At 53.8% G+C, this 24,146-nt stretch carries 21 protein-coding genes; 15 read left to right on the top strand and 6 right to left on the bottom strand.

The features are described from left to right. The first annotated feature begins 3 nt into the window (after window positions 1-3). The 4 genes from era (at window position 4) to acpS (ending at window position 2,840) form a co-directional block, all read left to right on the top strand. Window positions 4-909, top strand: coding sequence for a GTPase Era (gene era, locus RIN69_RS16870; protein ID WP_313853219.1), 906 nt, complete (start codon window positions 4-6; stop codon window positions 907-909). Window positions 910-916: 7 nt separating this feature from the next. After that, complete coding sequence (recO, locus tag RIN69_RS16865; protein ID WP_313853217.1) at window positions 917-1,654, top strand: DNA repair protein RecO; 738 nt, start codon at window positions 917-919, stop codon at window positions 1,652-1,654. 74 nt (window positions 1,655-1,728) lie between these two features. After that, window positions 1,729-2,460, top strand: coding sequence for a pyridoxine 5'-phosphate synthase (gene pdxJ / locus RIN69_RS16860; protein WP_313853216.1), 732 nt, complete (start codon window positions 1,729-1,731; stop codon window positions 2,458-2,460). Further along, complete coding sequence (acpS, locus tag RIN69_RS16855) at window positions 2,460-2,840, top strand: holo-ACP synthase (protein ID WP_313853214.1); 381 nt, start codon at window positions 2,460-2,462, stop codon at window positions 2,838-2,840. The genes pdxJ and acpS overlap by 1 nt, the downstream gene beginning before the upstream one ends. 43 nt (window positions 2,841-2,883) lie before the next feature. Here the strand turns inward: acpS and RIN69_RS16850 are convergent, their stop codons facing one another. Together RIN69_RS16850 and RIN69_RS16845 are read right to left on the bottom strand one after the other, a co-directional pair. Continuing rightward, window positions 2,884-3,138 (bottom strand): YfhL family 4Fe-4S dicluster ferredoxin, encoded by a 255-nt coding sequence (locus RIN69_RS16850; protein WP_313853212.1) that lies wholly within the window; start codon window positions 3,136-3,138, stop codon window positions 2,884-2,886. 408 nt (window positions 3,139-3,546) lie between these two features. Beyond that, the gene (locus RIN69_RS16845) at window positions 3,547-4,386 is read right to left on the bottom strand and encodes a MurR/RpiR family transcriptional regulator (protein ID WP_313853210.1); all 840 of its coding nucleotides are present in this window, start codon (window positions 4,384-4,386) and stop codon (window positions 3,547-3,549) included. Between the two features lie 245 nt (window positions 4,387-4,631). Between RIN69_RS16845 and yfhb the strand changes: the two genes are divergently transcribed. Both yfhb and tadA read left to right on the top strand, forming a co-directional pair. Then, window positions 4,632-5,270: a phosphatidylglycerophosphatase C gene (gene yfhb, locus RIN69_RS16840; RefSeq protein ID WP_313853208.1), complete on the top strand. Its 639-nt coding sequence runs from the start codon at window positions 4,632-4,634 to the stop codon at window positions 5,268-5,270. A 68-nt stretch (window positions 5,271-5,338) separates the two neighbouring features. Beyond that, window positions 5,339-5,869 (top strand): tRNA adenosine(34) deaminase TadA, encoded by a 531-nt coding sequence (tadA, locus tag RIN69_RS16835; RefSeq protein ID WP_313853206.1) that lies wholly within the window; start codon window positions 5,339-5,341, stop codon window positions 5,867-5,869. Window positions 5,870-5,896: 27 nt separating this feature from the next. Here the strand turns inward: tadA and mltF are convergent, their stop codons facing one another. Continuing rightward, window positions 5,897-7,354 (bottom strand): membrane-bound lytic murein transglycosylase MltF, encoded by a 1,458-nt coding sequence (gene mltF, locus RIN69_RS16830; RefSeq protein ID WP_313853204.1) that lies wholly within the window; start codon window positions 7,352-7,354, stop codon window positions 5,897-5,899. Window positions 7,355-7,622: 268 nt separating this feature from the next. Here mltF and purL point away from each other — a divergent pair, with 268 nt between their 5' ends. The 5 genes from purL to glnB all read left to right on the top strand — a co-directional run bounded on the left by purL (window position 7,623) and on the right by glnB (window position 16,127). Next, a complete protein-coding gene (purL, locus tag RIN69_RS16825; RefSeq protein WP_313853203.1) occupies window positions 7,623-11,513 on the top strand; it encodes a phosphoribosylformylglycinamidine synthase in 3,891 nt (1,296 codons plus the stop codon). Between the two features lie 601 nt (window positions 11,514-12,114). Next, window positions 12,115-13,542: a sensor histidine kinase gene (locus tag RIN69_RS16820; protein ID WP_313853202.1), complete on the top strand. Its 1,428-nt coding sequence runs from the start codon at window positions 12,115-12,117 to the stop codon at window positions 13,540-13,542. A gap of 4 nt (window positions 13,543-13,546) precedes the next feature. Beyond that, entirely contained in the window at window positions 13,547-14,317 is a 771-nt protein-coding gene (gene qseG, locus RIN69_RS16815) for a two-component system QseEF-associated lipoprotein QseG (protein ID WP_313853200.1), read from the top strand. After that, window positions 14,314-15,651: a two-component system response regulator GlrR gene (gene glrR, locus RIN69_RS16810; RefSeq protein WP_390902395.1), complete on the top strand. Its 1,338-nt coding sequence runs from the start codon at window positions 14,314-14,316 to the stop codon at window positions 15,649-15,651. Before qseG ends, glrR begins: the two co-directional genes overlap by 4 nt. Before the next feature lie 137 nt (window positions 15,652-15,788). Next, window positions 15,789-16,127: a nitrogen regulatory protein P-II gene (gene glnB / locus RIN69_RS16805; protein ID WP_052901288.1), complete on the top strand. Its 339-nt coding sequence runs from the start codon at window positions 15,789-15,791 to the stop codon at window positions 16,125-16,127. A gap of 36 nt (window positions 16,128-16,163) precedes the next feature. Here glnB and hmpA read toward each other — a convergent pair whose 3' ends face one another. Beyond that, a complete protein-coding gene (gene hmpA / locus RIN69_RS16800) occupies window positions 16,164-17,348 on the bottom strand; it encodes an NO-inducible flavohemoprotein (RefSeq protein ID WP_313853197.1) in 1,185 nt (394 codons plus the stop codon). 341 nt (window positions 17,349-17,689) lie between these two features. On the opposite strand from hmpA, the gene glyA reads away from it, so the two are divergent. Next, window positions 17,690-18,943, top strand: a complete 1,254-nt coding sequence (gene glyA / locus RIN69_RS16795; protein ID WP_313853195.1) for a serine hydroxymethyltransferase — start codon at window positions 17,690-17,692, stop codon at window positions 18,941-18,943. 122 nt (window positions 18,944-19,065) lie between these two features. Beyond that, entirely contained in the window at window positions 19,066-20,223 is a 1,158-nt protein-coding gene (locus RIN69_RS16790) for a 3-phenylpropionate MFS transporter (RefSeq protein WP_313853193.1), read from the top strand. On the opposite strand, the gene csiE is transcribed toward RIN69_RS16790, so the two are convergent. After that, window positions 20,209-21,477 (bottom strand): stationary phase inducible protein CsiE, encoded by a 1,269-nt coding sequence (gene csiE, locus RIN69_RS16785; RefSeq protein WP_313857782.1) that lies wholly within the window; start codon window positions 21,475-21,477, stop codon window positions 20,209-20,211. The genes RIN69_RS16790 and csiE overlap by 15 nt on opposite strands. A gap of 126 nt (window positions 21,478-21,603) precedes the next feature. On the opposite strand from csiE, the gene RIN69_RS16780 reads away from it, so the two are divergent. After that, a complete protein-coding gene (locus RIN69_RS16780; RefSeq protein WP_390902394.1) occupies window positions 21,604-22,266 on the top strand; it encodes a DUF1007 family protein in 663 nt (220 codons plus the stop codon). Beyond that, entirely contained in the window at window positions 22,257-23,258 is a 1,002-nt protein-coding gene (locus RIN69_RS16775; RefSeq protein WP_313853191.1) for a nickel/cobalt transporter, read from the top strand. Before RIN69_RS16780 ends, RIN69_RS16775 begins: the two co-directional genes overlap by 10 nt. Window positions 23,259-23,296: 38 nt before the next feature. On the opposite strand, the gene suhB is transcribed toward RIN69_RS16775, so the two are convergent. Further along, a complete protein-coding gene (gene suhB, locus RIN69_RS16770; RefSeq protein ID WP_313853190.1) occupies window positions 23,297-24,100 on the bottom strand; it encodes an inositol-1-monophosphatase in 804 nt (267 codons plus the stop codon). Window positions 24,101-24,146: the final 46 nt, after the last annotated feature.

Genomic DNA, 24,146 nt, shown 5'->3' with positions numbered 1-24,146 from the left:
CGAATGAGCGAACAACAGACCCATTGCGGCTTTATAGCTATTGTAGGCCGCCCAAACGTTGGAAAATCGACACTGCTGAACCAGTTACTGGGGCAGAAGATTTCCATCACCTCGCGTAAACCGCAAACCACCCGTCACCGTATTATGGGTATTCACACTGAAGGCGCTTATCAGGCGATCTATGTGGATACGCCGGGCTTGCACATGGAAGAGAAGCGCGCCATTAACCGTTTAATGAACCGCGCCGCCAGCAGCTCTATCGGTGATGTTGAGCTGGTGATCTTTGTGGTTGAAGGCACGCGCTGGACCGCTGACGATGAAATGGTGTTGAACAAGCTTAAAGATGGCAAAGTGCCGGTGCTGTTGGCGATCAACAAGGTTGATAACGTCACGGATAAAAGCATTTTGCTGCCCCATATGCAGTTCCTCTCACAGCAGATGGACTTTATGGATATGGTGCCGATTTCTGCCGAAAGCGGTAAGAATGTCGATACTATTGCCAGCCTGGTGCGTAAACGTCTGCCGGAAGCGATCCATCACTTCCCGGAAGACTATATCACCGACCGTTCGCAGCGCTTTATGGCCTCGGAGATCATCCGTGAAAAGCTGATGCGTTTCCTCGGTGCTGAACTGCCGTACTCGGTAACGGTTGAGATTGAGCGTTTTATTACCAACGAACGTGGCGGCTATGATATCAATGGCCTGATTCTGGTTGAGCGTGAAGGCCAGAAGAAGATGGTGATTGGTAACAAGGGTGCCAAGATCAAAACTATCGGTATTGAAGCGCGTAAAGATATGGAAGATATGTTCGAGGCGAAAGTGCACCTTGAACTGTGGGTAAAAGTGAAGTCTGGTTGGGCGGATGACGAACGTGCGCTGCGCAGCCTGGGCTACGTTGACGATCTTTAAGCGCTAAATGGAAGGCTGGCAACGCGCGTTTGTCCTGCATGGACGCCCCTACAGCGAAACCAGTCTGCTGTTAGATCTGTTTACCGAAAGTCACGGTCGCGTGCGGGTACTGGCGAAAGGTGCCCGCTCAAAACGCTCCAGCCTGAAAGGTGCTTTGCAGCCTTTCACCCCGCTGCTGATTCGCTGGGGTGGGCGCGGCGAAGTGAAAACCTTACGCGGTGCCGAAGCGGTGTCGCTGGCGTTGCCGCTAAGCGGCATTACGCTCTACTGCGGCCTGTACGTCAATGAGCTGGTCTCCCGCGTGCTTCAGCACGAAACCGCCTTTTCTGAACTGTTCTTCGATTACCTCCATTGCATCCAGTCGTTGGCCGCTGCCAGCGGTTCACCTGAACCCGCGCTGCGCCGCTTTGAGCTGGCGATGCTGGGCCACCTTGGCTATGGCGTTGATTTTCTTCACTGCGCAGGCAGCGGGGAAGAGGTAGCCGATGAGATGACCTACAGCTATCGTGAAGAGCGAGGTTTTATCGCCAGCATGGTGGTTAATAACCGCAGCTTTACCGGCCGCCATTTGCGCGCGCTGTATGAGCGTGAGTTTCCGGATGCCGACAGTTTACGCGCGGCGAAACGCTTTACCCGCATCGCGCTAAAACCCTATCTTGGCGGCAAGCCGCTTAAAAGCCAGGAGCTTTTTCGTCAGTTTGTGCCGAAAAAACGCGCAGACGCATCGCCACCCGCCGGGGAATAGCAGCAGGTCATACCGCCTCTGGCGCTGAACGTTGTAAACTGCATCTAACGTTGGCAAAAAATTTGAGGATTGTCATGGCTGAGTTGTTGTTAGGCGTCAATATCGATCACGTGGCTACCGTGCGTAATGCGCGTGGCACCAACTATCCCGATCCGGTTCAGGCGGCTTTTGTTTCCGAACAGGCTGGCGCAGACGGTATTACCGTTCACCTGCGTGAAGATCGTCGTCATATTACCGACCGCGACGTGCGCATTTTGCGTCAGACCATTCAGACGCGGATGAATCTGGAGATGGCGGTAACCGACGAGATGGTCGATATTGCCTGTGAAATCAAACCCCATTTTTGCTGCCTGGTGCCGGAAAAACGTCAGGAAGTCACTACGGAAGGGGGGCTGGATGTTGCCGGTCAGCTGGAAAAAATCAGCGCTGCGGTAACGCGTCTGAACGCGGTCGGCATCCTGGTTTCACTGTTTATCGATGCGGATGAAGCGCAAATTGATGCAGCCGTGGCCTCCGGCGCACCCTATATTGAAATCCATACCGGTGCCTATGCGGAAGCCGAAGAGGGCGCGGCGCGTGATGCTGAGCTGGCCCGAATCAGCCATGCTGCTACTTATGCAGCGGGTAAAGGCCTGAAGGTGAATGCCGGACACGGGCTGACCTATCATAATGTGCTGCCAATTGCTGCGCTGCCGGAAATGCATGAACTGAATATTGGTCATGCGATTATTGGCCGTGCGGTAATGAGCGGGCTGGCAGATGCGGTGAAAGAGATGAAGCAGCTGATGCGGGAAGCGCGACGCTAATGGCTATTCTCGGCCTCGGCACAGATATCGTTGAGATTGCGCGCATTGAAGGGGTGATCTCTCGTTCTGGCGATCGCCTTGCCCAGCGGGTGCTGAGTGCCAATGAGTGGGCACAATATCAGGCACATAAGCAGCCGCTGCGTTTTCTCGCCAAGCGTTTTGCCGTCAAAGAAGCCGCTGCCAAAGCTTTTGGTACGGGGATTCGTGGGGGGTTAGCATTTAATCAGTTCGAAGTGTACAACGATGAGCTGGGCAAACCTGGGCTGCGTTTTTTCCAGCATGCAGCCGAAGTGGCGGAGAAGCTTGGGGTCAAACATGTGCACGTGACGCTGGCGGATGAGCGCAACTATGCCTGCGCAACGGTGATAATCGAAAGTTGAGTACGGCTATACCGGCGGCGTAACTGCCGCCGTTGTTGCATCATCAAAGCGGATGATGTAGCACCACAAACTTCTCCCACAGCGTTTCTTTTGCTTCGATATGCAGCGGGTCAGTAATGATGGTGTTGTCGATCGGGCAAACCTGCTGGCAGGTTGGCGTGTCATAGTGGCCAACGCATTCGGTGCAGCGATCGACATCGATCTGATAGATCTCATCTCCCATCGAGATCGCCTGATTCGGGCACTCCGGCTCACACATGTCGCAGTTAATACAGCGCTTGGTTATTAATAAAGCCATTTCAATATTTACACTTAAATCGATTTAAAATCAGTTGGTTATATACTGTTAAAATCCTTTGCAGCAGCACACACGGCAAAAGCTGATCGGATTACCCTCATATATGAGCACAGTATATCAGTCGGCAAAAAACAGGGATTTTCTGTGTCGCAGACGATAACACAAAAAGAAATTGCCCCCAATGATCCCCGTCATAAAGCAGCCTTCTCGCGAGCGGAGGAGTGTAAGCCCAATTCCAGCATGCCCTTGTGGATGGCTTGAGATTTGGCAAGCGTTTTGCGTTGCTGAAATGCAAACCAGGCGGCCTCGCATCTCACAGTTAAAACATTTTTTGGTGATCGGCCGCGGCATAACCCTCTCAATCAATAACAGGATTAAATGCGCGGGTGTTATACGCCGCACGGCTAATCAGACCAACTTTTTCACCAGCTCTTCACTGTGACGAATATGGCTGGAGGCGCGCTGCGGATCGTTCTGAACCAGCGCCATAAACAGCAGATCGGTCAGCGCCAGCTGAGCGGTGGTCGAAGAGATGGCTGCGCTGCGCGTGCTTTGCTCCTCCGCTACCGTATACAGGCAGTGGGATGCACACTGTTGCAGGGTATTTGGCGTAAAGCCGGTAAATGCCAGCACGCTGGCGCCGGCGCGCTGTGCCTCTTGTGCGGCAAGATTAATTTCACGTCGTTCACCGGTATAGGAGATTGCCAGCAGTAAGTCGCCGGTGCTCAGCGCCTGCACGCTGGCCAGCAACGCGTGCATATCCTGCTCTGCCACCGCGCTGATACCTATTTTCATCAGCTTCCATGAAAAATCTTTTGCGACCAGCCCGGAAGCGCCGATACCAACCAGCACTATACGGCGTGCCGATTTCAGCAGCCGCAGAGTCTCCAGCAGTTTTTCTTCACTGTTAATATCCAGCGTTGCGCGGATTGCCGACTGCTTTTCGGCAAATAACTTTTCCCCCACCACTTTGAGCGGGTCATCGCTTAAAATTTGGTTGTGTACAGTGATCGCATCTTTTTCGGCCAGCGACTCGCTCAAGGCCAGTTTCAGCGCCGGAAAGCCTTTATAGCCCAGCTTTTGCGCAAATTTAACCACGCTGGACTGACTGACGCCGGACTCTTCCGCCAGCTTTTGCGAGCTGAGATGACGCGCGCGATCCGGCTGTGACAGCAAAAAATCCGCCAGTCGCCGTTCGTTCAGCGCCAGTGTGGGATACAGCTGACGAATGCGCAGCAGTGAACTCATTCTGTTTTCCTCTGATTGGTGCGACCTGATGATAATCATGAAGCCCTGAATATGAATAACTTAGTCTAGTGTGCCACACTGTGCGATCCATGATTAAAGCAGGTAAAAAGGTTAAGTGGTATGGAAACATCATCGGCATAAACCCCGATCGGCTTTACCGCTTCTGACTACACTTGTTACTGTAACCCTGACGATGGCGACGCAGATTGCCTGATTTATGGATTTATTGTCCTGAGGAGAGAGGTTTGACTAAGGGAACACCAAGGCGCGTAGTATTTTTTGATTTAGACGGTACGCTGCATCAACAGGATATGTTTGGCACTTATATGCGCTATCTGCTGTGGCGTCAGCCGATCAACCTGTTATTAGTGGTGCCTTTGCTGCCAGTGATAGGGCTGGGGCTGTTAATAAAAGGTCGTGCAGCCCGCTGGCCGATGAGTCTGCTGCTGTGGTCGATTACCTTTGGTCACAGCGAAGCGCGATTACAGCAGCGCGAAAAAGCTTTTGCCCAGTGGTTTCGCCAGCGCGTGACGGCCTTTCCGGTGGTGCAACAACGCCTGAAGGAGTACCTCAGCAGCGAGGATGCCGATGTCTGGTTGATCACCGGGTCGCCGCAGCCGCTGGTTGAGCAAGTTTACTATGACTCGGCGTTTCTGCCGCGGGTGAAGTTAATCGCCAGCCAGATGACGCGCGGTTATGGCGGGCGGGTACTGTCGATGCGCTGTTTAGGCCATGAAAAAGTTGCGCAGCTGGAAGAGCAGATTGGCACGCCGCTACAGCTGCACAGTGGTTACAGCGACAGTAAGCAGGATAACCCGCTGCTGTTCTTCTGCCAGCATCGCTGGCGCGTGACCCCGGAAGGTAAGCTGCAACAGCTGGAATAAACCGGTCAATTCTACGGGCGGCGTTCTCGTCGCCTGTAACAGCTTTCAGTTAGTCTCCCCGCAGTTTTATGTATAATGCCCCGCGCTTTTTGCCACTGGAGACTCAGGTGACCGATTACAACGATGAATTTTGGATGCGTCATGCCTTAACGCTGGCACAGCGTGCCTGGGATGAAGGCGAAGTGCCGGTCGGCGCGGTGCTGGTGCAAAACAATCGGGTGATTGGCGAAGGCTGGAATCGTCCTATCGGGCATCACGATCCGACAGCCCATGCGGAAATTATGGCGCTGCGTCAGGGCGGAAAAGTGCTGGAGAACTATCGTCTTATTGATACCACGCTGTACGTTACACTTGAACCTTGCGTGATGTGCGCCGGTGCTATCGTACACAGCCGCATCGGACGTTTAGTATTTGGCGCGCGCGATGAGAAAACCGGCGCTGCGGGTTCATTGCTTGATGTGCTCGGTCATCCCGGTATGAATCATCAGGTTGAAATGACCGAGGGGATTCTGGCGCAGCAGTGTGCCGGAATGTTAAGTGATTTTTTCCGCATGCGTCGTGAACAGAAAAAAGCGCTGCGCAAGCCGGTAAATCAGTAAGGCGACACGCTCGCGCCGCCTTACCTATTAATGCATTGCAATATCCGGCTGCACCGCCGGATAACCCTTGCCCAGCTCCGCTTCCAGCGCCGCACGCTGCGCAATTTTCCGCTCCTGCTCCTGCAGGTATCCTACCAGGCTAATCTGATATTTACGGATATTTTCTACGTAAGCATAGGCTTCATGGCCGCGTGCATAGCCGTAGGTGGTCTGGCTGTAATAGCGTTTCTGACTGAGCATTGGCAGACGCGTCTTTACGTCGGCCCAGCTGTCCGGATTCCCCTGCTGCTTTTCAGTCAGCCGGCGCGCATCCAGCATATGCGCGTATCCCATGTTATAGGCCGCCAGCGCAAACCAGATGCGTTCGTCCTCCGGGATTGTCGATGGCACTTTTTCCATCATCCGCTGTAAATATTCGCTGCCACCGCGAATGCTCTGCTCGGGATCTAGCCGATCATCGACATTGAGGCTGTCCGCTGTGTTGCGCGTCAGCATCATCAGACCACGCACGCCGGTAGGGGAGGTCGCCTGCGGATTCCAGTGCGACTCCTGATAGGAGATAGCCGCCAGCAAGCGCCAGTCAATATTGCTGGAATATTGTTTAAACAACGGTTTGATATCCGGCAGGATATCGTCGATGGCACGCAGGAAGGTGCGGGTATCAACGTAGTCAAAGGTGCCGACGTGACCAAGATACTTCTCTTCCAGTCGCGCCATGCTGCCTTCTTCACTCATCTGACTGAAGAAGTCCAGCATCGCTGCATCGAGGCTATGATCCTCATCGCGCTGCAAATACCAGGTTACCGGCTCTTCATCGGTAATATCAAAAGCCACGGCCAGCTGCGGATGAATGCGTTGCAGCAATCCGACAGTCACGGAATCGCCGATGGTGTATTCGAGTTTGCCGTCAGCTACCGCTTCCAGCAGCGCCTTCGGGCCTTGATCGGTCGAGATGGCCCAGTCGAGATCGGGATACTCGTTCTCTTTGATATTGCGCAGTGTGGATAAGTAGGCGGAGCCGGAAGCTACCGTCAGACGTCCTTTCAGATCGCCGAGGCTTTTTGGTCGCGGCTTCCCGATACGGTACACCAGCTGCTGTGAAACCGAATAGTAAGCAGGACCGGCGCGGAACCGCTCCAGTCTTTCACTGTTATAAATCAGTCCGGCAGCCAGCAAATCCGCTTTATCATCATCCAGATCGTCAAACAGGTCGCTGAGGTTCTGTCGAACCGTCACTTCCAGTCTGACACCGAGATAATCGGCGAAGCGTTTTGCCAGCTCGTAATCCATACCCGCTGGTGATTTATTGATGGTGAAATATGTTAGCGGGGAATTTATCGTGCTGATGCGTAGTACGCCCCGCGATTTTATCTGTGCAATTCGGTCTTCCGAACTCCCGTACCAGGGGATCGACGGCCACAGCGCAAGCGCGAGCAGCACGGTGATCAGCCCGATCAGCAGATAATTAATTTTTAGGCGTTTCAAATAGTTATCTCTCGGTAGCCCGTGGGCTTCTGTCTCTTACGGCAGTATTAGTTATGGTAGATTTCCCAGAGCGTGAGGCATTTTGCGCAACAAAGTGCCGCGCCGCAACTTATTCAGCAGGATTTGCGCAAATTTAAGCCGATTCTGGTATCCGAGAAATTATGCGCAAACGGTTTCGTTGGCTGCGCGGATTCTCTATAATAGCGCCCGTTTTCCCTGTTGCGCCCAAAGAAGCGTCGCCCGGCGCTTCGAAGACGAGAGATCTTTGATGATGGAAATTCTGCGTGGTTCGCCCGCTCTGTCGGCATTTCGTATTAACAAATTGCTGACCCGCTTTCAGGACGCTCACCTGCCGGTGAGTGATATTTACGCCGAGTACGTCCATTTTGCTGATGTCAGCACGCCATTAAACGCTGATGAAAAGAGCCGCCTTCAGCGTCTGTTGAAGTACGGTCCGTCTCTCGCTGAGCATACGCCGGAAGGGCGTTTATTGCTGGTGACCCCGCGCCCAGGCACGATTTCTCCCTGGTCTTCAAAAGCGACAGATATTGCCCACAACTGCGATCTGCCGCAGGTATTGCGCCTTGAGCGTGGTCTGGCCTTCTATATTCAGGCACCGCAGCTGACTGAAGCACAGTGGTCACAGCTGGCCGGATTGCTGCATGACCGCATGATGGAAACGGTGTTTACTGAACTGGAGCAGGCGCAGCAACTGTTTGCCCATCATCAGCCACAGCCGCTGCAAAGCGTGGACGTGCTGGGTGAAGGCCGCAATGCGCTGGTGCAGGCTAACCAGAAGCTGGGTCTGGCGCTGGCCGACGATGAAATTGATTACCTGCTGGCGGCATTTGAAAAACTGGGGCGCAACCCGAACGACATCGAACTGTATATGTTTGCCCAGGCAAACTCCGAGCACTGCCGTCATAAAATTTTCAATGCCGACTGGATTATTGATGGTCAGCAACAGCCTAAATCGCTGTTCAAAATGATTAAAAATACCTTTGAGCAAACGCCGGATCACGTGCTGTCTGCCTATAAAGACAACGCGGCGGTAATGGAAGGCTCGCAGGTTGGCCGCTTCTACGCTGATGCTGATAAAGGTGTTTACGATTTCCATCAGGAAGACGCGCATATCCTGATGAAGGTGGAAACCCATAACCACCCAACGGCGATTTCGCCATGGCCAGGTGCGGCGACCGGCTCCGGTGGTGAAATTCGTGATGAAGGCGCGACCGGACGTGGTGCAAAGCCGAAAGCTGGCCTGACAGGATTTTCAGTATCCAACCTGCGTATTCCGGGCTTTGAACAGCCGTGGGAAGAAGATTTCGGCAAGCCCGATCGCATTGTGACCGCGCTGGATATTATGACTGAAGGCCCACTGGGCGGCGCGGCATTCAATAACGAATTTGGTCGTCCGGCGCTGGTGGGTTATCTCCGTACTTATGAAGAGCGGGTAAACAGCCATAACGGCGTTGAGCTGCGCGGTTACCACAAGCCGATTATGCTGGCGGGCGGTATCGGTAACATCCGTGCTGACCATGTGCAGAAAGGTGAAATCACTGTGGGTGCCAAGCTGATTGTGCTGGGTGGCCCGGCAATGAATATCGGCCTCGGCGGCGGCGCAGCGTCATCAATGGCCTCTGGCCAGTCAGATGCCGATCTGGACTTCGCTTCGGTACAGCGCGATAACCCGGAAATGGAGCGTCGTTGTCAGGAAGTGATCGACCGTTGCTGGCAGCTGGGCGAAGATAACCCGATTCTGTTTATTCATGACGTGGGCGCTGGCGGTCTTTCCAACGCCATGCCGGAGCTGGTCAGTGATGGTGAGCGCGGTGGTCAGTTCAACCTGCGCGATATTCTCAGCGACGAGCCGGGTATGAGCCCACTGGAAGTGTGGTGTAACGAATCGCAAGAGCGCTATGTTCTGGCAGTAGCACCGGAGAAGCTGGCGCAGTTTGACAGCCTGTGTCAACGCGAACGCGCACCTTATGCGGTCATCGGTGAAGCGACCGAAGAGCTGCATCTGACGCTTTCCGACAGCCATTTCGATAACAAACCTATCGATATGCCGCTGGACGTGCTGTTAGGCAAAACGCCGAAAATGACCCGCGATGTCACCACTTTACAGGCGAAAGGCGAAGCGCTGATCCGTGACGGCATCTCCATTGCCGACGCGGTTAATCGCGTGCTGCATTTGCCCACCGTGGCTGAGAAAACCTTCCTGATTACTATCGGTGACCGTAGCGTAACCGGCATGGTAGCACGCGATCAGATGGTTGGACCGTGGCAGATTCCGGTCGCTAACTGTGCGGTTACCACCGCCAGCCTCGACAGCTACTATGGCGAAGCGATGGCGCTGGGCGAGCGCGCACCGGTTGCGCTGCTGGACTTCGCCGCATCGGGCCGTCTGGCAGTGGGCGAGGCGCTGACCAATATTGCCGCGACCCAAATTGGTTCGCTGAAGCGGATTAAGCTGTCAGCAAACTGGATGGCGGCAGCCGGGCATCCGGGTGAAGATGCTGGCTTGTATGAAGCGGTAAAAGCGGTGGGCGAAGAGCTGTGTCCGGCGCTGGGTATTACCATTCCGGTGGGCAAAGACTCAATGTCGATGAAAACCCGCTGGCAGCAGGGTAGCGAACAGCGTGAAATGACCTCGCCACTGTCGCTGGTGATTACCGCGTTTGCCCGCGTTGAAGACGTGCGCCGTACCGTAACGCCACAGCTGCAGCCGCAGCAGGATAACGCGCTGCTGCTGATCGATTTAGGCCAGGGCCAGAATGCTTTGGGCGCTACCGCACTGTCGCAAGTCTATCGTCAACTGGGTGATAAACCTGCCGATGTCCGTGATGCTCAACAGCTGGCTGGTTTCTTCAATGCTATTCAGACGCTGGTCGCCGATGAAAAACTGCTGGCTTACCATGATCGCTCCGATGGCGGTCTGCTGGTTACGCTGGCAGAAATGGCCTTTACCGGCCATTGCGGTGTGGAAGCCGACATTGCCGCGCTGGGCAGCGATACGCTGGCTGCGTTGTTTAACGAAGAGCTGGGCGCAGTGATTCAGGTTGCCGCGCAGGACCGTGCGCAAGTCGAACAGGTACTGGCTGATAACGGCCTCGCAGCTTGTGTGCATTACCTCGGTAAAGCGCAAATCGGCGACCGCTTTGTTATCCGTTCCGGTGACAGTGCCGTGTACAGCGAAAGTCGTACTACGCTGCGTACCTGGTGGGCAGAAACCACCTGGCAGATGCAGCGTCTGCGCGATAATCCGCAATGTACCGATCAGGAACATGACGCGAAGAAAGATGACAACGATCCGGGGCTGAACGTTAAGCTGAGCTTTAAACCGGAAGAGGATATTGCCGCTCCGTTTATCGCCAAGGGTGCGCGTCCTCAAGTGGCGGTGCTGCGCGAGCAGGGCGTTAATTCCCATGTCGAAATGGCAGCGGCCTGGCATCGTGCTGGCTTTGATGCTGTCGACGTGCACATGAGCGATCTGCTGGCGGGGCGTCGTGGTCTGGAAGAATTCCAGGCGCTGGTGGCCTGTGGTGGATTCTCTTACGGTGATGTGCTGGGAGCTGGCGAAGGCTGGGCGAAGTCTATTCTGTTCAATAGCCGCGTGCGCGACGAGTTCGAAACCTTCTTCCATCGTCCGCAGACGCTGGCGCTGGGCGTATGTAACGGTTGCCAGATGATGTCTAACCTGCGTGAACTGATTCCGGGTAGCGAAAACTGGCCGCGTTTCGTGCGTAACCAGTCAGAGCGTTTCGAAGCGCGCTTCAGCCTGGTAGAAGTTGCAGCCAGCCCGTCGCTGCTGCTGCAAGGCATGGCCGGTTCTCGTATGCCAATCGCCGTCTCTCACGGCGAGGGCTTTGTTGAGGTGCGGGATAACGCGCATCTTGCCGCGCTGGAGAATCAGGGGCTGGTGGCACTGCGCTACGTCGATAACTTCGGTAAAGTAACGCAAAACTATCCGGCGAACCCTAATGGTTCACCAAACGGCATCACTGCGGTATCCAATGAAAGTGGTCGCGTGACCATTATGATGCCACATCCGGAGCGTGTATTCCGTACCGTCAGCAATTCCTGGCATCCGGCCGAGTGGGGCGAAGACAGTCCGTGGATGCGCATTTTCCGTAACGCGCGTAAACAGCTGGGTTAAGTCACCACCACAAGATAAAGGCCGGGTTCTCCGGCCTTTTTTTTAGGGTAAATTCGTTGCGTTGCAAATTTGCGACAAGTCGTGGTTTTTAGTGTCTCCATAAGGAGACATTTAAGCTCATGATATTTAAAGTATCTTATTAAATTTAACGCTACTGTTTCTTTTTGGCGACACTTTTGCAGATCGTCCGGGCAAACGTGCCGAAGGGTTAAAAATCAATTTAAAATTTTCATGATTAAAATCATATGTTTATAATTAATTTTAAAAGTTGGCACGACGATTGCTATATTATATTCAGTGGCTCATTCACCCTGTTATGACAGCCCTGCGTAAGCGGACAAGCGCTTCATAAAACTTCGAATGACGCACAATACGGTGCCTGCCGTCCACCAAACCGATAACAGATCACTTTGTGACTTTATCAAGCATCGGACGCAACGTTGAGTTAGGCACCACCTCTTCAGTTGCGATGACCACTGTGTCATCGTGATATAAACGGCAGATTCTTTGAATCTGCCGTTTTTCTTTTGCGCTCTGGCGCTTTCCTCCCGTTGCGCACTCAGCTAGCATCAACAGCAGAATTTGCACAGGGATCAACTTCGTGAAGAAATGGCTGCTCTTTCCGCGTTCATTGCGGCAACTGGTTTTGATGGCTTTTCTGCTGGTACTGTTACCACTGCTGGTACTGGCATGGCAGGCATGGGAAAGTCTGGCGGCGTTGAGTGACCGCGCGGCAGATACCAACCGGACGACGTTAACCGATGTACGTCGTAGCGAGGCGATGGCGCGTACCGCGCTGGAGCTGGAGCGTAGTTATCGTCAGTATTGCGTACTGGACGATCCGATGCTGGCGCGCCTGTATCAGACTCAGCACGGCCGCTATTCACGAATGCTTGATGCGCATGCGCCGGCACTGCCTGATATTCGTTATTACCGCAGCCTGCGGCAACTTCTTACTCAGCTCTCCCAATTACACTGTCAAAACAGTAACCCTCTGCAGGAGGCAGCGGAGAATCTGGACGATTTTTCTAATGCTAACGCGCAGATGGTCCAGGCAACACGCGAAGTGGTATTCTCGCGCGGGTTACAGTTGCAGCGTGAGATTGCCGATCGTGGTCAGTATTTTGGCTGGCAGGCACTGATTCTGTTTTTAGTTAGCCTGGCGTTGGTGCTGCTGTTTACCCGCATGATCATCGGCCCGGTAAAAGGGGTCGAGCGGATGATAAACCGGCTGGGAGAAGGGCGGCCGCTCGGTGACAGCGTGCTGTTTAAAGGTCCAAGAGAGATTCGATCGCTGGGGCAGCGAATTATCTGGCTCAGTGAACGTCTGGCGTGGCTGGAGTCACAGCGCCATGAGTTTTTACGCCATATTTCGCACGAGTTGAAAACGCCATTGGCCAGTATGCGTGAGGGAACCGAGCTGCTGGCCGATCAGGTGGCCGGCCCACTGACCGCCGATCAGAAAGAGGTAGTGAGTATTCTTAACCAGAGTAGTCGGCATCTGCAGAAGCTGATTGAGCAACTGCTGGATTACAACCGCAAACTGGCGGATGGCCCGACCGAACTGGAAGATGTGGCGCTGGATGAAATCATCGATATTGTTGTCTCGTCGCACAGTCTTACCGCACGCGCTAAGCTAATCCACACCGCTATCGATCTGCAGGTAACACACTGCCGTGCTGAATCGACTTTATTAATGCGTGTCATCGATAATCTCTACTCTAACGCGGTGCACTACGGCAGCGAATCCGGTAACATCTGGCTGCGCAGTTATCAGCAAGGACAGCGCATTTTTATTGATGTGTCTAATACCGGCACGCCAATCCCAGCAGGAGAACAGGCAATGATTTTTGAACCCTTTTTCCAGGGCAGCCTGCAACGCAAAGGCGCGGTAAAGGGCAGTGGTTTGGGGTTGAGTATTGCCAAAGATTGTATACGGCGAATGCAGGGTGATCTTCACCTGGTGGCGGCAGACGATGCAGATGTCTGCTTCCGTATCGAATTGAATTTAACCGCCGGGAAAGAATAATCGAATGAAATTTCAATTTTTTTCTGCCGTGGTCTCCCGCCCGTTTGGCAGGATCACGGCGATGATTGTGCCAGTACTCCTGGCAGCGTGCAGCCAGCCAGCTCATCAACCACAATCCAACAGTAAAAAAAATATGGTGGTGGAGCCGGAAATCAAAATCGTCGATTATCTGTCGGTAGGCTGCGATCGTGTCTTGCAGATAGAAGACGAAGAGAGCATGAAAAATCCACTTTACTGGATGCGGGTAATGGATTGCGGCACGCGGCTTTCTCCGGTGGAAGCGCGAGCGCATGCACGTGAGTGGCCGGCAGAAAGCTGGCAAAATACCTTTAAACAGGGGGTGTTGCTGAGCAACGGCAATGTGACGCCGGTCGAGCGACGTCAGTATATGGAGCACCTGGACAGCTTCAGCTTCGCTTATCCGCCATCAATTCGCCCTTTATTACAACTGTGGCGTGATAATCAGGCGGCGCAGTTACAGCTGTCTCAGGAGCGAACCCGCTACTATCATCTGCAACAAACCAGCGACAGCGAGCTTGATGCTCTGCGACAGCATCAGCATCTGCTGGCGCGTGAGCTGGCAGATACCCGACGCAAACTGGAAACGCTGACCGATATTGAACGGCAACTGTCGTCACGCAAATCGGCTGATGTTTCTGATAATGCCCATGTGGCAGGGAAGGGGGATGCGCCAGGCGCAGTGCAGGCAGATGAGACTTATGTGCCGTCAACATCAGATCAAACAGCAGGCGCAACGGAGAGCGATAACCCATGATTCAAGGTAAATCAGCCCGTTTACTGCTGGTCGATGACGATCCGAGTTTACTCAAGCTGCTCGGGATGCGCCTGACCAGCGAGGGCTTCCAGGTAACCACCGCCGCCAGCGGGCCGGAGGCATTGCGCCAGTTAGCCAAAGAGAAAGTAGAGCTGGTGATCAGCGATCTGCGCATGGACGAAATGGACGGGTTGGCGCTGTTCAGTGAAATCCAGAAGCTGCATCCGGGAATGCCAGTGATTATTCTTACCGCGCACGGTTCGATTCCAGAAGCGGTCTCAGCCACTCAGCAAGGGGTATTCAGCTTTCTGACTAAACCGGTCGATCGCGACGCACTGTATAAAGCGATCGATGAAGCGCTGGCACACAGCGCACCGGCCACTGATGATAGCTGGCGGGATTCGATTGTTACGCGCAGCCCGCTAATGCTAAGGCTGCTGGAGCAGGCGCGGATGGTGGCGCAGTCGGATGTCAGCGTATTGATTAACGGCCAGAGCGGTACCGGGAAAGAGGTGCTGGCACAGGCCATTCATGCTGCCAGTCCGCGTGCCAAAAAGGCGTTTATTGCGATTAACTGCGGCGCACTGCCCGAGCAGCTGCTGGAGTCCGAGCTGTTTGGTCACGCCAAAGGTGCATTTACCGGCGCGGTCAGTGCCCGTGAAGGATTGTTCCAGGCGGCAGAAGGCGGCACGCTATTTTTAGATGAAATTGGTGATATGCCGCAGACGTTGCAGGTTAAATTACTGCGCGTGTTGCAGGAGCGTAAAGTGCGCCCGCTCGGCAGCAATCGCGATCTGGAGATTAACGTCCGCATTATTTCCGCTACCCATCGCGACCTGCCGAAAGCGATGGAGAAGAAAGAGTTTCGTGAAGATCTGTTTTATCGTCTGAACGTGGTGAATCTGCGTATTCCGGCACTGCATGAGCGCGCGGAGGATATTCCGCTGCTGGCTAATCATCTGCTGCGCCAGTCGGCGAGCCGCCATAAACCCCAGGTGCGAAGTTTCTCCACCGACGCGATGAAACGGCTGATGGCTGCCAGCTGGCCAGGTAACGTGCGTCAGTTGGTCAACGTGATTGAGCAGTGCGTGGCGCTGACTTCTTCGCCAGTAATCGGTGATGCGCTGGTAGAGCAGGCGCTGGAAGGGGAAAATACCGCTTTGCCGACCTTTGTCGAGGCGCGTAACCAGTTTGAACTCAACTACCTGCGTAAACTACTGCAAATGACCAAAGGCAATGTCACAAATGCGGCTCGCCTTGCCGGGCGTAATCGCACCGAGTTTTATAAGCTGCTGTCGCGCCATGAGCTGGATGCCGCCGATTTTAAAGAGTAGTTTTTATGCCGCTTCGGCATCGAGTTATGTTAGCTTAGCTGCCACTCAGAGAGACAGGCCGCATTCGGCTATCTGTCCGTAACTCGTCTAGTTAATGTTACCCGTCCGGCCACGGAGGGAGCGAAAAAGGGTCTGCCATGAAAAAGATTGATGCGATTATTAAACCGTTCAAACTCGATGACGTGCGTGAGGCACTGGCCGAAGTCGGCATCACCGGGATGACCGTGACTGAAGTGAAAGGCTTTGGTCGTCAGAAAGGCCACACCGAACTGTATCGCGGCGCGGAGTATATGGTCGATTTTCTGCCAAAGGTGAAAATTGAAATTGTGGTTGCCGACGATATCGTTGATACCTGCGTCGAAACCATCATGCAGACCGCGCAAACCGGTAAAATTGGCGACGGTAAAATCTTTGTGTTTGATGTGGCCCGCGTTGTGCGCATCCGCACCGGCGAAGAAGACGAAGAAGCGATCTAATCCTTGTGGGCGGCGTTCTCGCCGCCCGTGCCCGGATTACACGACTTTGTGCGGGCCAAATACTTCATAATGAATATTTGCCGACCGCACGCCTGCATCCAGTAACTGTTTCACCGCAAACTGCATAAAACCAATCGGACCGCAGATATAAAACTGCATCTCAGCGCTGGCCAGATTCGCGTCGGTTGAAGCCATATCCATTAGTCCGGCGCTGTCAAAATGACCTTTGTCGGCTGCTTCAGGCTGGTTATACCAGATGTGGCTGTTGAAGGCGGGCAGTTTGGCACCCAGCGCGTTAACTTCATCCCTGAACGCATGCACCTGACCATTTTCTGCCGCGTGCAGCCAGTTTACTGCTGCGCGATGCTGATTGTCAGCCAGGTTATGCAGCATTGCCAGCATCGGTGTCTGGCCGACGCCTGCTGAAATCAGCGTTACCGGGGTCTCTGGGCTGATATCCATAAAGAAATCACCGGCTGGCGCTGCCAGCTGAACGACGTCGCCAACCTGAGCTTTATGATGCAGCCAGCCAGAGACGGTGCCCATCGGCTCACGCTTTACCGCAATACGATAGCTCTGGCCATCCGGAGAGCGGGTCAGTGAATACTGACGGATTTCCTGATTTTCAAAGCTCTCGTCGTTGATAGTGATACCAAGATATTGCCCTGGAAGATAGTCGGCTACCGGCTGTCCGTCGACCGGCGTCAGCACAAAGCTGTTAATCAGGCTACTTTCAGCATTGATCGCGCTGATACGAAATGCACGGGTATTACGCCAGCCGCCGGGTTTCTGCTCCGACTGCTGATAAATGGCCTCTTCGCGCTGAATAAACACGTTCGCCAGTACGCCATAAGCTTTACCCCAGGCTTCCAGTACCTCATTTCCCGGGCTCATCAGTTCATCGATGGTTGCCAGCAGATGCTGGCCGACGATCTGGTATTGCTGGGGCTGGATATTAATGCTGGCGTGTTTCTGCGCGATGCGTTCCACCGCCGGCAAGATTGCTGACAAATTTTCAATGTTGGTCGCATAAGCGCAGATAGCATTAAATAATGCCTCGCGCTGATCGCCATTTCGCTGATTGCTCATATTGAACACATCTTTCAGTTCAGGGTTATGGGCAAACATGCGGTCATAAAAATGGGCGGTAAGTTTTGGACCAGTGGCAGCGATGGCCGGAATCGTCGATTTGATGATGGCGATGGTATGTGCATCTAGCATGGTGTCACTCCTCACAAAGAGATAATCTTAAAGATGTATTTTAAATGCATCTTATAGCGAAGGGCGGCAGGTTGTAAATAACCACGGGTTAAAAATGGTTTTTTATCAGCTTAACGAATTTAACTGGACATGAAGAAAGCGCAACTGGTGATGAAGAACAATCGTGAAGTAAAAGCTTGCAAAAACTGTATTAAACCCTTGCCAGCATTGAAGCCAATCGTTTGCGTAAAAAGCTGTGTTTGACGCTATCCATCACCCGGTAAAACAGTTTAAACTGTGGGCCTTAGCCCTGAGGGGCCATTCACTGCCGTTTTTTAAGTTAGCTGAGTCAGGAGATGCGGATGTTAAAGCGTGATATGAACATTGCCGATTATGATGCCGAGTTGTGGCAGGCGATGGAGCAAGAGAAAGTGCGTCAGGAAGAGCACATTGAGCTGATTGCTTCTGAAAACTACACCAGCCCGCGTGTTATGCAGGCGCAAGGTTCACAGCTGACTAACAAATACGCCGAAGGGTATCCGGGCAAACGTTACTACGGCGGCTGCGAGTATGTTGATATCGTCGAGCAACTGGCGATTGATCGTGCAAAAGAGCTGTTTGGTGCTGATTACGCCAACGTGCAGCCGCACTCAGGTTCGCAGGCTAACTTCGCGGTCTACACTGCGCTGTTGCAGCCAGGCGACACCATTCTTGGTATGAATCTGGCGCACGGTGGTCACCTGACCCACGGTTCCCCGGTTAACCTGTCCGGTAAACTGTACAACGTGGTGCCTTACGGCATCGACGAAACTGGCCAAATCGATTACGAAGAGCTGGCGGCACAGGCGCAGAAACATAAACCGAAAATGATCATCGGTGGTTTCTCTGCTTACTCTGGCGTCTGCGACTGGGCAAAAATGCGTGAAATCGCCGACAGCATCGGTGCCTATCTGTTTGTGGATATGGCACACGTTGCGGGTCTGATTGCGGCAGGCGTCTATCCTAACCCGATTCCTCACGCTCATATCGTTACCACCACCACCCACAAAACGCTGGCAGGCCCGCGTGGCGGCCTGATTCTGGCGAAAGGCGGCGACGAAGAACTGTACAAGAAACTGAACTCTGCTGTGTTCCCTGGTGGACAGGGCGGCCCGCTGATGCACGTGATTGCCGGTAAAGCGGTAGCGCTGAAAGAAGCGATGGAGCCTGAGTTTAAGGTTTATCAGCAGCAGGTTGCTAAAAACGCCAAAGCGATGGTTGACGTGTTCCTGGAGCGTGGCTACAACGTGGTTTCCGGCGGTACGCATAACCATCTGTTCCTGCTGGACCTGGTTGATAAAAACCTGACCGGTAAAGAAGCGGATGCTGCGCTGGGTCGCGCGAATATCACGGTTAACAAAAACAGCGTGCCTAACGATCCGAAAAGCCCGTTTGTCACTTCCGGTATCCGCATTGGTTCACCTTCCGTGACCCGTCGCGGCTTCAAAGAAGCTGAAGTGCGTGAGCTGGCTGGCTGGATTGTTGATATTCTCGACAATATCAACGATGAAGCCAATATCGAACGCGTTAAGCAGAAAGTACTGGAAATCTGCGCGCGCTTCCCGGTTTACGCCTGAGTAAATCGCTGCCGGTCTGGCAATAAACAGAGTTAACGGGGCATTTTGTGCCCCGTTTTTTTTTGCTGATTGCTTATTAAATGCCTGTCTGCCAAAGTGATGCCCTCATTGTCGGAGGGAAAATGGCAATCCGTTCTGCATACTGGCTGGGTCTGGCCTACTTCACATATTTCTTCGCTTATGGTGTCTACTTACCTTTCTGGGCCGTCTGGCTGAAAGGCACCGGGCTTGAAGCGGAAAAAATCGGCTTACTGCTTGGCGCCGGAATGATTGCGCGTTTTGTCGGTAGCTTGCTTATCGCCTCCCAGGTTAAAAATCCCTCTCAGTTAGTTACCGCGCTGCGCCTGCTGGCACTGTTAACTGCGCTGTTTGTGCTGGGGTTCTGGATCAGCGCTGGTTGGGTCTGGCTGTTGCTGGTGATGATAGGCTTTAACCTGTTTTTCTCGCCATTAGTGCCGCTCAGTGACGCACTGGCTGCCACCTGGCAACAACAAATCTCGCTGGTGTACGGGCCGGTGCGGCTGTGGGGATCGCTGGCGTTTGTCGTCAGTTCAGCGCTGACCGGCGTGCTGGTCAGCGCCTGGTCATCGCAGGCGATACTGATGCTGTTGATGATTGGCGTCGTCAGCCTGTTCAGCGGAATGATGATTAAACCCGCGGTAATGCCGGTGGGGGAAACCCGGCAGGGTGAACATGCCGGCTGGCAAGTCTGGCTGACCATGCTGAAAGAGAATGCGGTGTGGCGTTTTTTACTCTGTGTCACGCTGCTACAGGGCGCACATGCGGCCTATTACGGCTTCAGCGCTATTTACTGGCAAGAGGCCGGTTACTCTGCCAGTACCGTCGGCTATTTATGGTCGCTGGGTGTAGTGGCGGAAATCATTATCTTTGCCTCCAGTGGGCGGCTGTTCCGCCGCTGGAGCGCGCGCGACCTGCTGCTACTGTCGGCGGTATGCGCGCTGGTGCGCTGGAGTGTGATGGGGGCAACCACCGCGCTGCCGTGGCTAATCGTGGCGCAGCTGCTGCACTGTGGCAGCTTCACCGTTTGTCATTTAGCCGCGATGCGCTTTATCGCCGCGCGTCAGGGCAGTGAAGTTATTCGTTTGCAGGCGGTCTATTCGGCGCTGGCGATGGGCGGCGGAATTGCGGTGATGACCATGGTGTGCGGTGTATTGTTCCAGCACCTGCAGGGCGGCGTGTTCTGGGTTATGGCGCTGGTGGTGCTACCGGCACTGTTCCTGCGTCCGAAGGTGGCCGCGAAAACGTCAGGCCTCAAGTAAAGACTGGATACGATGCTGCTGAGTTTCACTCAGCGGCAATTCCGCATGAATTAGCGGTGGTGAGAAGAGCGGCAGTGGGGTGGCGTAAGGTGAGATCACCAGTGTTATCTCCTTCGGCGCGCCATCGCGCTGAAATTCATGCATATCCTGATATTTGATATTCAACGGCAACAGCGTCAGTTCGCGCAGTTGCTGCTCAATTTCCTGCTCAAGCTGGTGATTATTACCGGTCAGCAGTAACACCTGTTTTTCCTGCATGACGCTTTCCTGCATTAGCCAGGCACCAAAAATAATCGCAATCAGCCCGGATTCCTGTGGCGAAAAATGGACGTCATAATCAGCTTCGAAGGGTGCCATGGCGCGGCAGGTGGTGCGCAGCAGGCGCGGATAAAGCCGGATAATCTCTTCGGTCAACGTATTGTCGATACCAATAGAAAAATGGCTGCGGTCGAGCGCCTGGGCCAGATGGGTATACAACTGACTGCTCAGCCCATGCTCATCGCCAAATTGCTTGCCGGACAGCGTCTGAAAACGCTCAATTAACTGCCGTACTGACTGCATCAGCTGGCGCTCATTTTCATGCCGGATGTTATCGATAGTCGGCGCGTGCAGGATGCTGAATAACAGGGCATAAAAATCGATTTCATTAGGATGTGGCGCGGTGCGGCAGCGCTTCTGCCAGTGTATGACCACATCTTCGGCCGCCAGCCGTTCAGCTTTGCTGGCCAGCCACTGCTGTTGGCTTGGGGTAAAATCAGCATAGCTTTGTTGGCAGAGGGAAAACTGCATAAAAAGCTGCAACAGTTGGCGATCGCGCTCGGTAAAGCAACGGTTAAGTCGGCCTGCGCAGTGCTGTATCAGCGCCTGCAAATTTTTCTCGTCACAGACGGCTTTTTCAATCTGCCGCGTTTTCAGCCATTGGCGAATAGCCGGGGCAAACTGCTGTTCGACAAACGCCGGTGACTGTCGCAATGCACGGCGTAGCCAGTGCAGCAGGCACAGGCGGAGATCCAGTTCAGCGCCCTTAAGCTGATAGCTGCCATCGTGAAGAGGATGAATATCAAGCTGATGATAGCGCTGGATTTCTTCTCCAACCTCGGCTATATCTTGCCGGGCAAGCTGCCGATCCACGCCATTCAGCTGGCAGAGTGAATCGAGTGTAACCGCAGAATCAGGCAGATAAAGTGCTAATAGCAGATGGCAACGACGCTGTGAACCGGAGAAGAGAGGTGCAGAAGGTGGCGCATCACGCATCATTCGCTATTCCAGTTGGTCATAACAGAGCTAAGAGTAGACAAAAAGCGTTACATCGCGTGGGATACGGCCGTTTTTTCTTCAGACGTTTTAGGCGGGTCACAGAATTTTTAATCAGGAAAGCGGATGAACTGGATTTTGTTACATTATAACACTAAGCTGTCGCGCACTCTGGGCATTATCATGGCGTTGTTTGCGCCGGTTGTCTGGGCACATCCACATAGCTTTATCTCGGTCAACACTACGCTGGTAAGCAAACAGCCGGATACCCTGAATGGATTACTGATGGTGTGGAAGATGGATGAAATCACCTCCGCTGACCTGCTGTACGATGCCGGAGATGCAAAGCCTGGTTCGGAAGTGTGGAAGAAGCTGGCGGCGGAAGTGATGGCTAATGTTTTAGGCCAACACTATTTCACCGAGATTTGGCACGACGGCAAGCCGGTGAAGTTTGAAAATCTGCCCACTGAGTATCATCTGACGCGTGAAGGGCATCAGGCAGTGTTAACTTTTGTACTGCCGCTGGCCGAGCCGCAAAAGGTGAAGGGGCAGACCTACACTTTTCTGACCTTTGATCCTACTTACTTTGTAGATATGTTTTACGACGACGAAAAATCGCTGAAATTACCTGAAGGCTGGCAGGAGCACTGCAAGCTGAGCTTAAAAACGCCGAAACCCAGCGCTTCGATGAAAGCTTATGCATTGGCGCTGGATAAAGCCGATGCGCCACCAGAAGATATGGATCTCGGCCGTCAGTTTGCCCAGACGGTGACGCTGATATGTCAGTGAATAAGCTGCCGGGTAAAACGGGACGGCGCTGGCTGAGCGTCTGGCCATTGCTGCTGCTGGTGCTGGTGCTGATTATCGCCGCAGGCTGGCTATGGCAGCAGTGGCCGCAGCTGTTATTACAGAGCGTGCAGTGGCAGAAAATTCTGCACCAGCAATTGACCGCACTGCTACAGCAGGTGGCATTAAATCCTCATCAGGCTGGTCTGGCGCTTATTGGATTCAGCCTGCTGTATGGCATTTTGCACGCGGCGGGCCCCGGCCATGGCAAAGTGGTCATCGCCACTTTTTTAGCCACCCATCCGACTAAAGTGAAAACCAGTCTGCAGCTGACGCTGGCAGCGGCCATTGTGCAGGGATTCATGGCGATTGCGCTGGTTACAGTGATGCTAGTGGTGCTGAAACTCTCATCGCGCCAGCTTCATCTCAGCAGTTACTGGCTGGAAAAAGGTAGCTACCTGATGGTGATCGTGCTGGGTGCATGGCTGTCGCTACGGGCATTGCGCAAGCTGTGGTCGCTGTTGCGCCCGCCGGTTACAACGCTGAAAATCTCCGCCATCCGCGCCGCCGATCATGCTCATCATGCCAATTGCGGCTGTGGCCATCAGCATGTTCCTGACAGTGCGATGCTGGCGCAGGCAGTGGGCTGGAAAACTAAAGCGGTAGTTGTGCTGTCGATGGGGTTGCGCCCCTGTTCCGGTGCAATAATGATGCTACTGTTTTCTAAGGTCATCGGTGTCTATCTGTGGGGAGTGTTATCGGCAGTGGCAATGGCGCTGGGAACCGCGGTGACCGTCTCGACGATGGCATTGCTGGTGCAAAGCTCACGCGCACTGGCGATCAGATTGAGCCGTCATTCGGCTACCGCTGGCTGGCAAAAAGTGGCGCTGCAAAGTCTCGGTCTGGCAGGCGGTGTGGTGTTAATTGTCGCGGGTATTATCTTATGGCAAACCGCTCAACCGGCGATGTCTGGTGGGATACGTCGAATTTTTTAAGTCTGCGGGCCAGCAGTTACTGGCCCGCACGTAACGAATTAACGCTTCAGCGCTTCGCTCAGTTCATCACGCATATTCGCCAGCAGGGCTTTAACTACGCGTGGATTACCGGCAACGATATTACCGGAAGAGAGATAGTTGTGGCCGCCAACAAAGTCGGTTACCAGACCACCGGCTTCACGCACCAGCAGTTCGCCCGCGGCGAAATCCCATGGCTTCAGGCCGATTTCAAAGTAACCATCAACACGACCTGCCGCAACGTAAGCCAGATCCAGCGCAGCCGAACCGGTACGACGGAAGTCTGCACACTGTGTGAACAGTTTGCCAACGATGTTGATAAATGGTGTGGCGTGCTGCTTCAGTTTGAACGGGAAACCGGTGGCCAGAATAGTGCCATCGAGGTCGCGAGCGGTGCCGCCACGCAGACGGTAGCCATTTAACTGGGTACCCTGGCCGCGCACTGCGCTGAACAGTTCATTACGCATTGGATCGTAAACCACAGCCACTTCGGTACGGCCTTTAATGCGTACGGCGATAGAAACAGAGAAGTGTGGTAAACGTTTAATGAAGTTGGTGGTGCCATCCAGTGGATCGATAACCCATTGCACATCCTGGTCTTCGCCCGGCAATTCACCACTCTCTTCAGTGATAATGGTATGTTGCGGATAAGACTTGCGAATCACCTCGATAATCAGGCGTTCAGCGTCGCGGTCAACATTGGTGACGAAGTCGTTGCTGCCTTTCTGGCTCGCTTCAACTGCGTCCGGGGTTTCATAATTCTTGGCGATCAAATTTCCGGCCTTGCGCGCAGCGCGCACGGCGATGTTGAGCATCGGATGCATCAGTATCTCTCACTGGATGTTAAAGAACGGGGAAAACGGCGCGGAG

The sequence above is a fragment of the Winslowiella toletana genome, from assembly GCF_032164335.1.
Classification (GTDB): Bacteria; Pseudomonadota; Gammaproteobacteria; order Enterobacterales; family Enterobacteriaceae; genus Erwinia; species Erwinia toletana_A.
The sequence above is the reverse complement of the archived record's forward strand: the minus strand, read 5'-3'. Positions and strand labels throughout refer to the sequence as shown.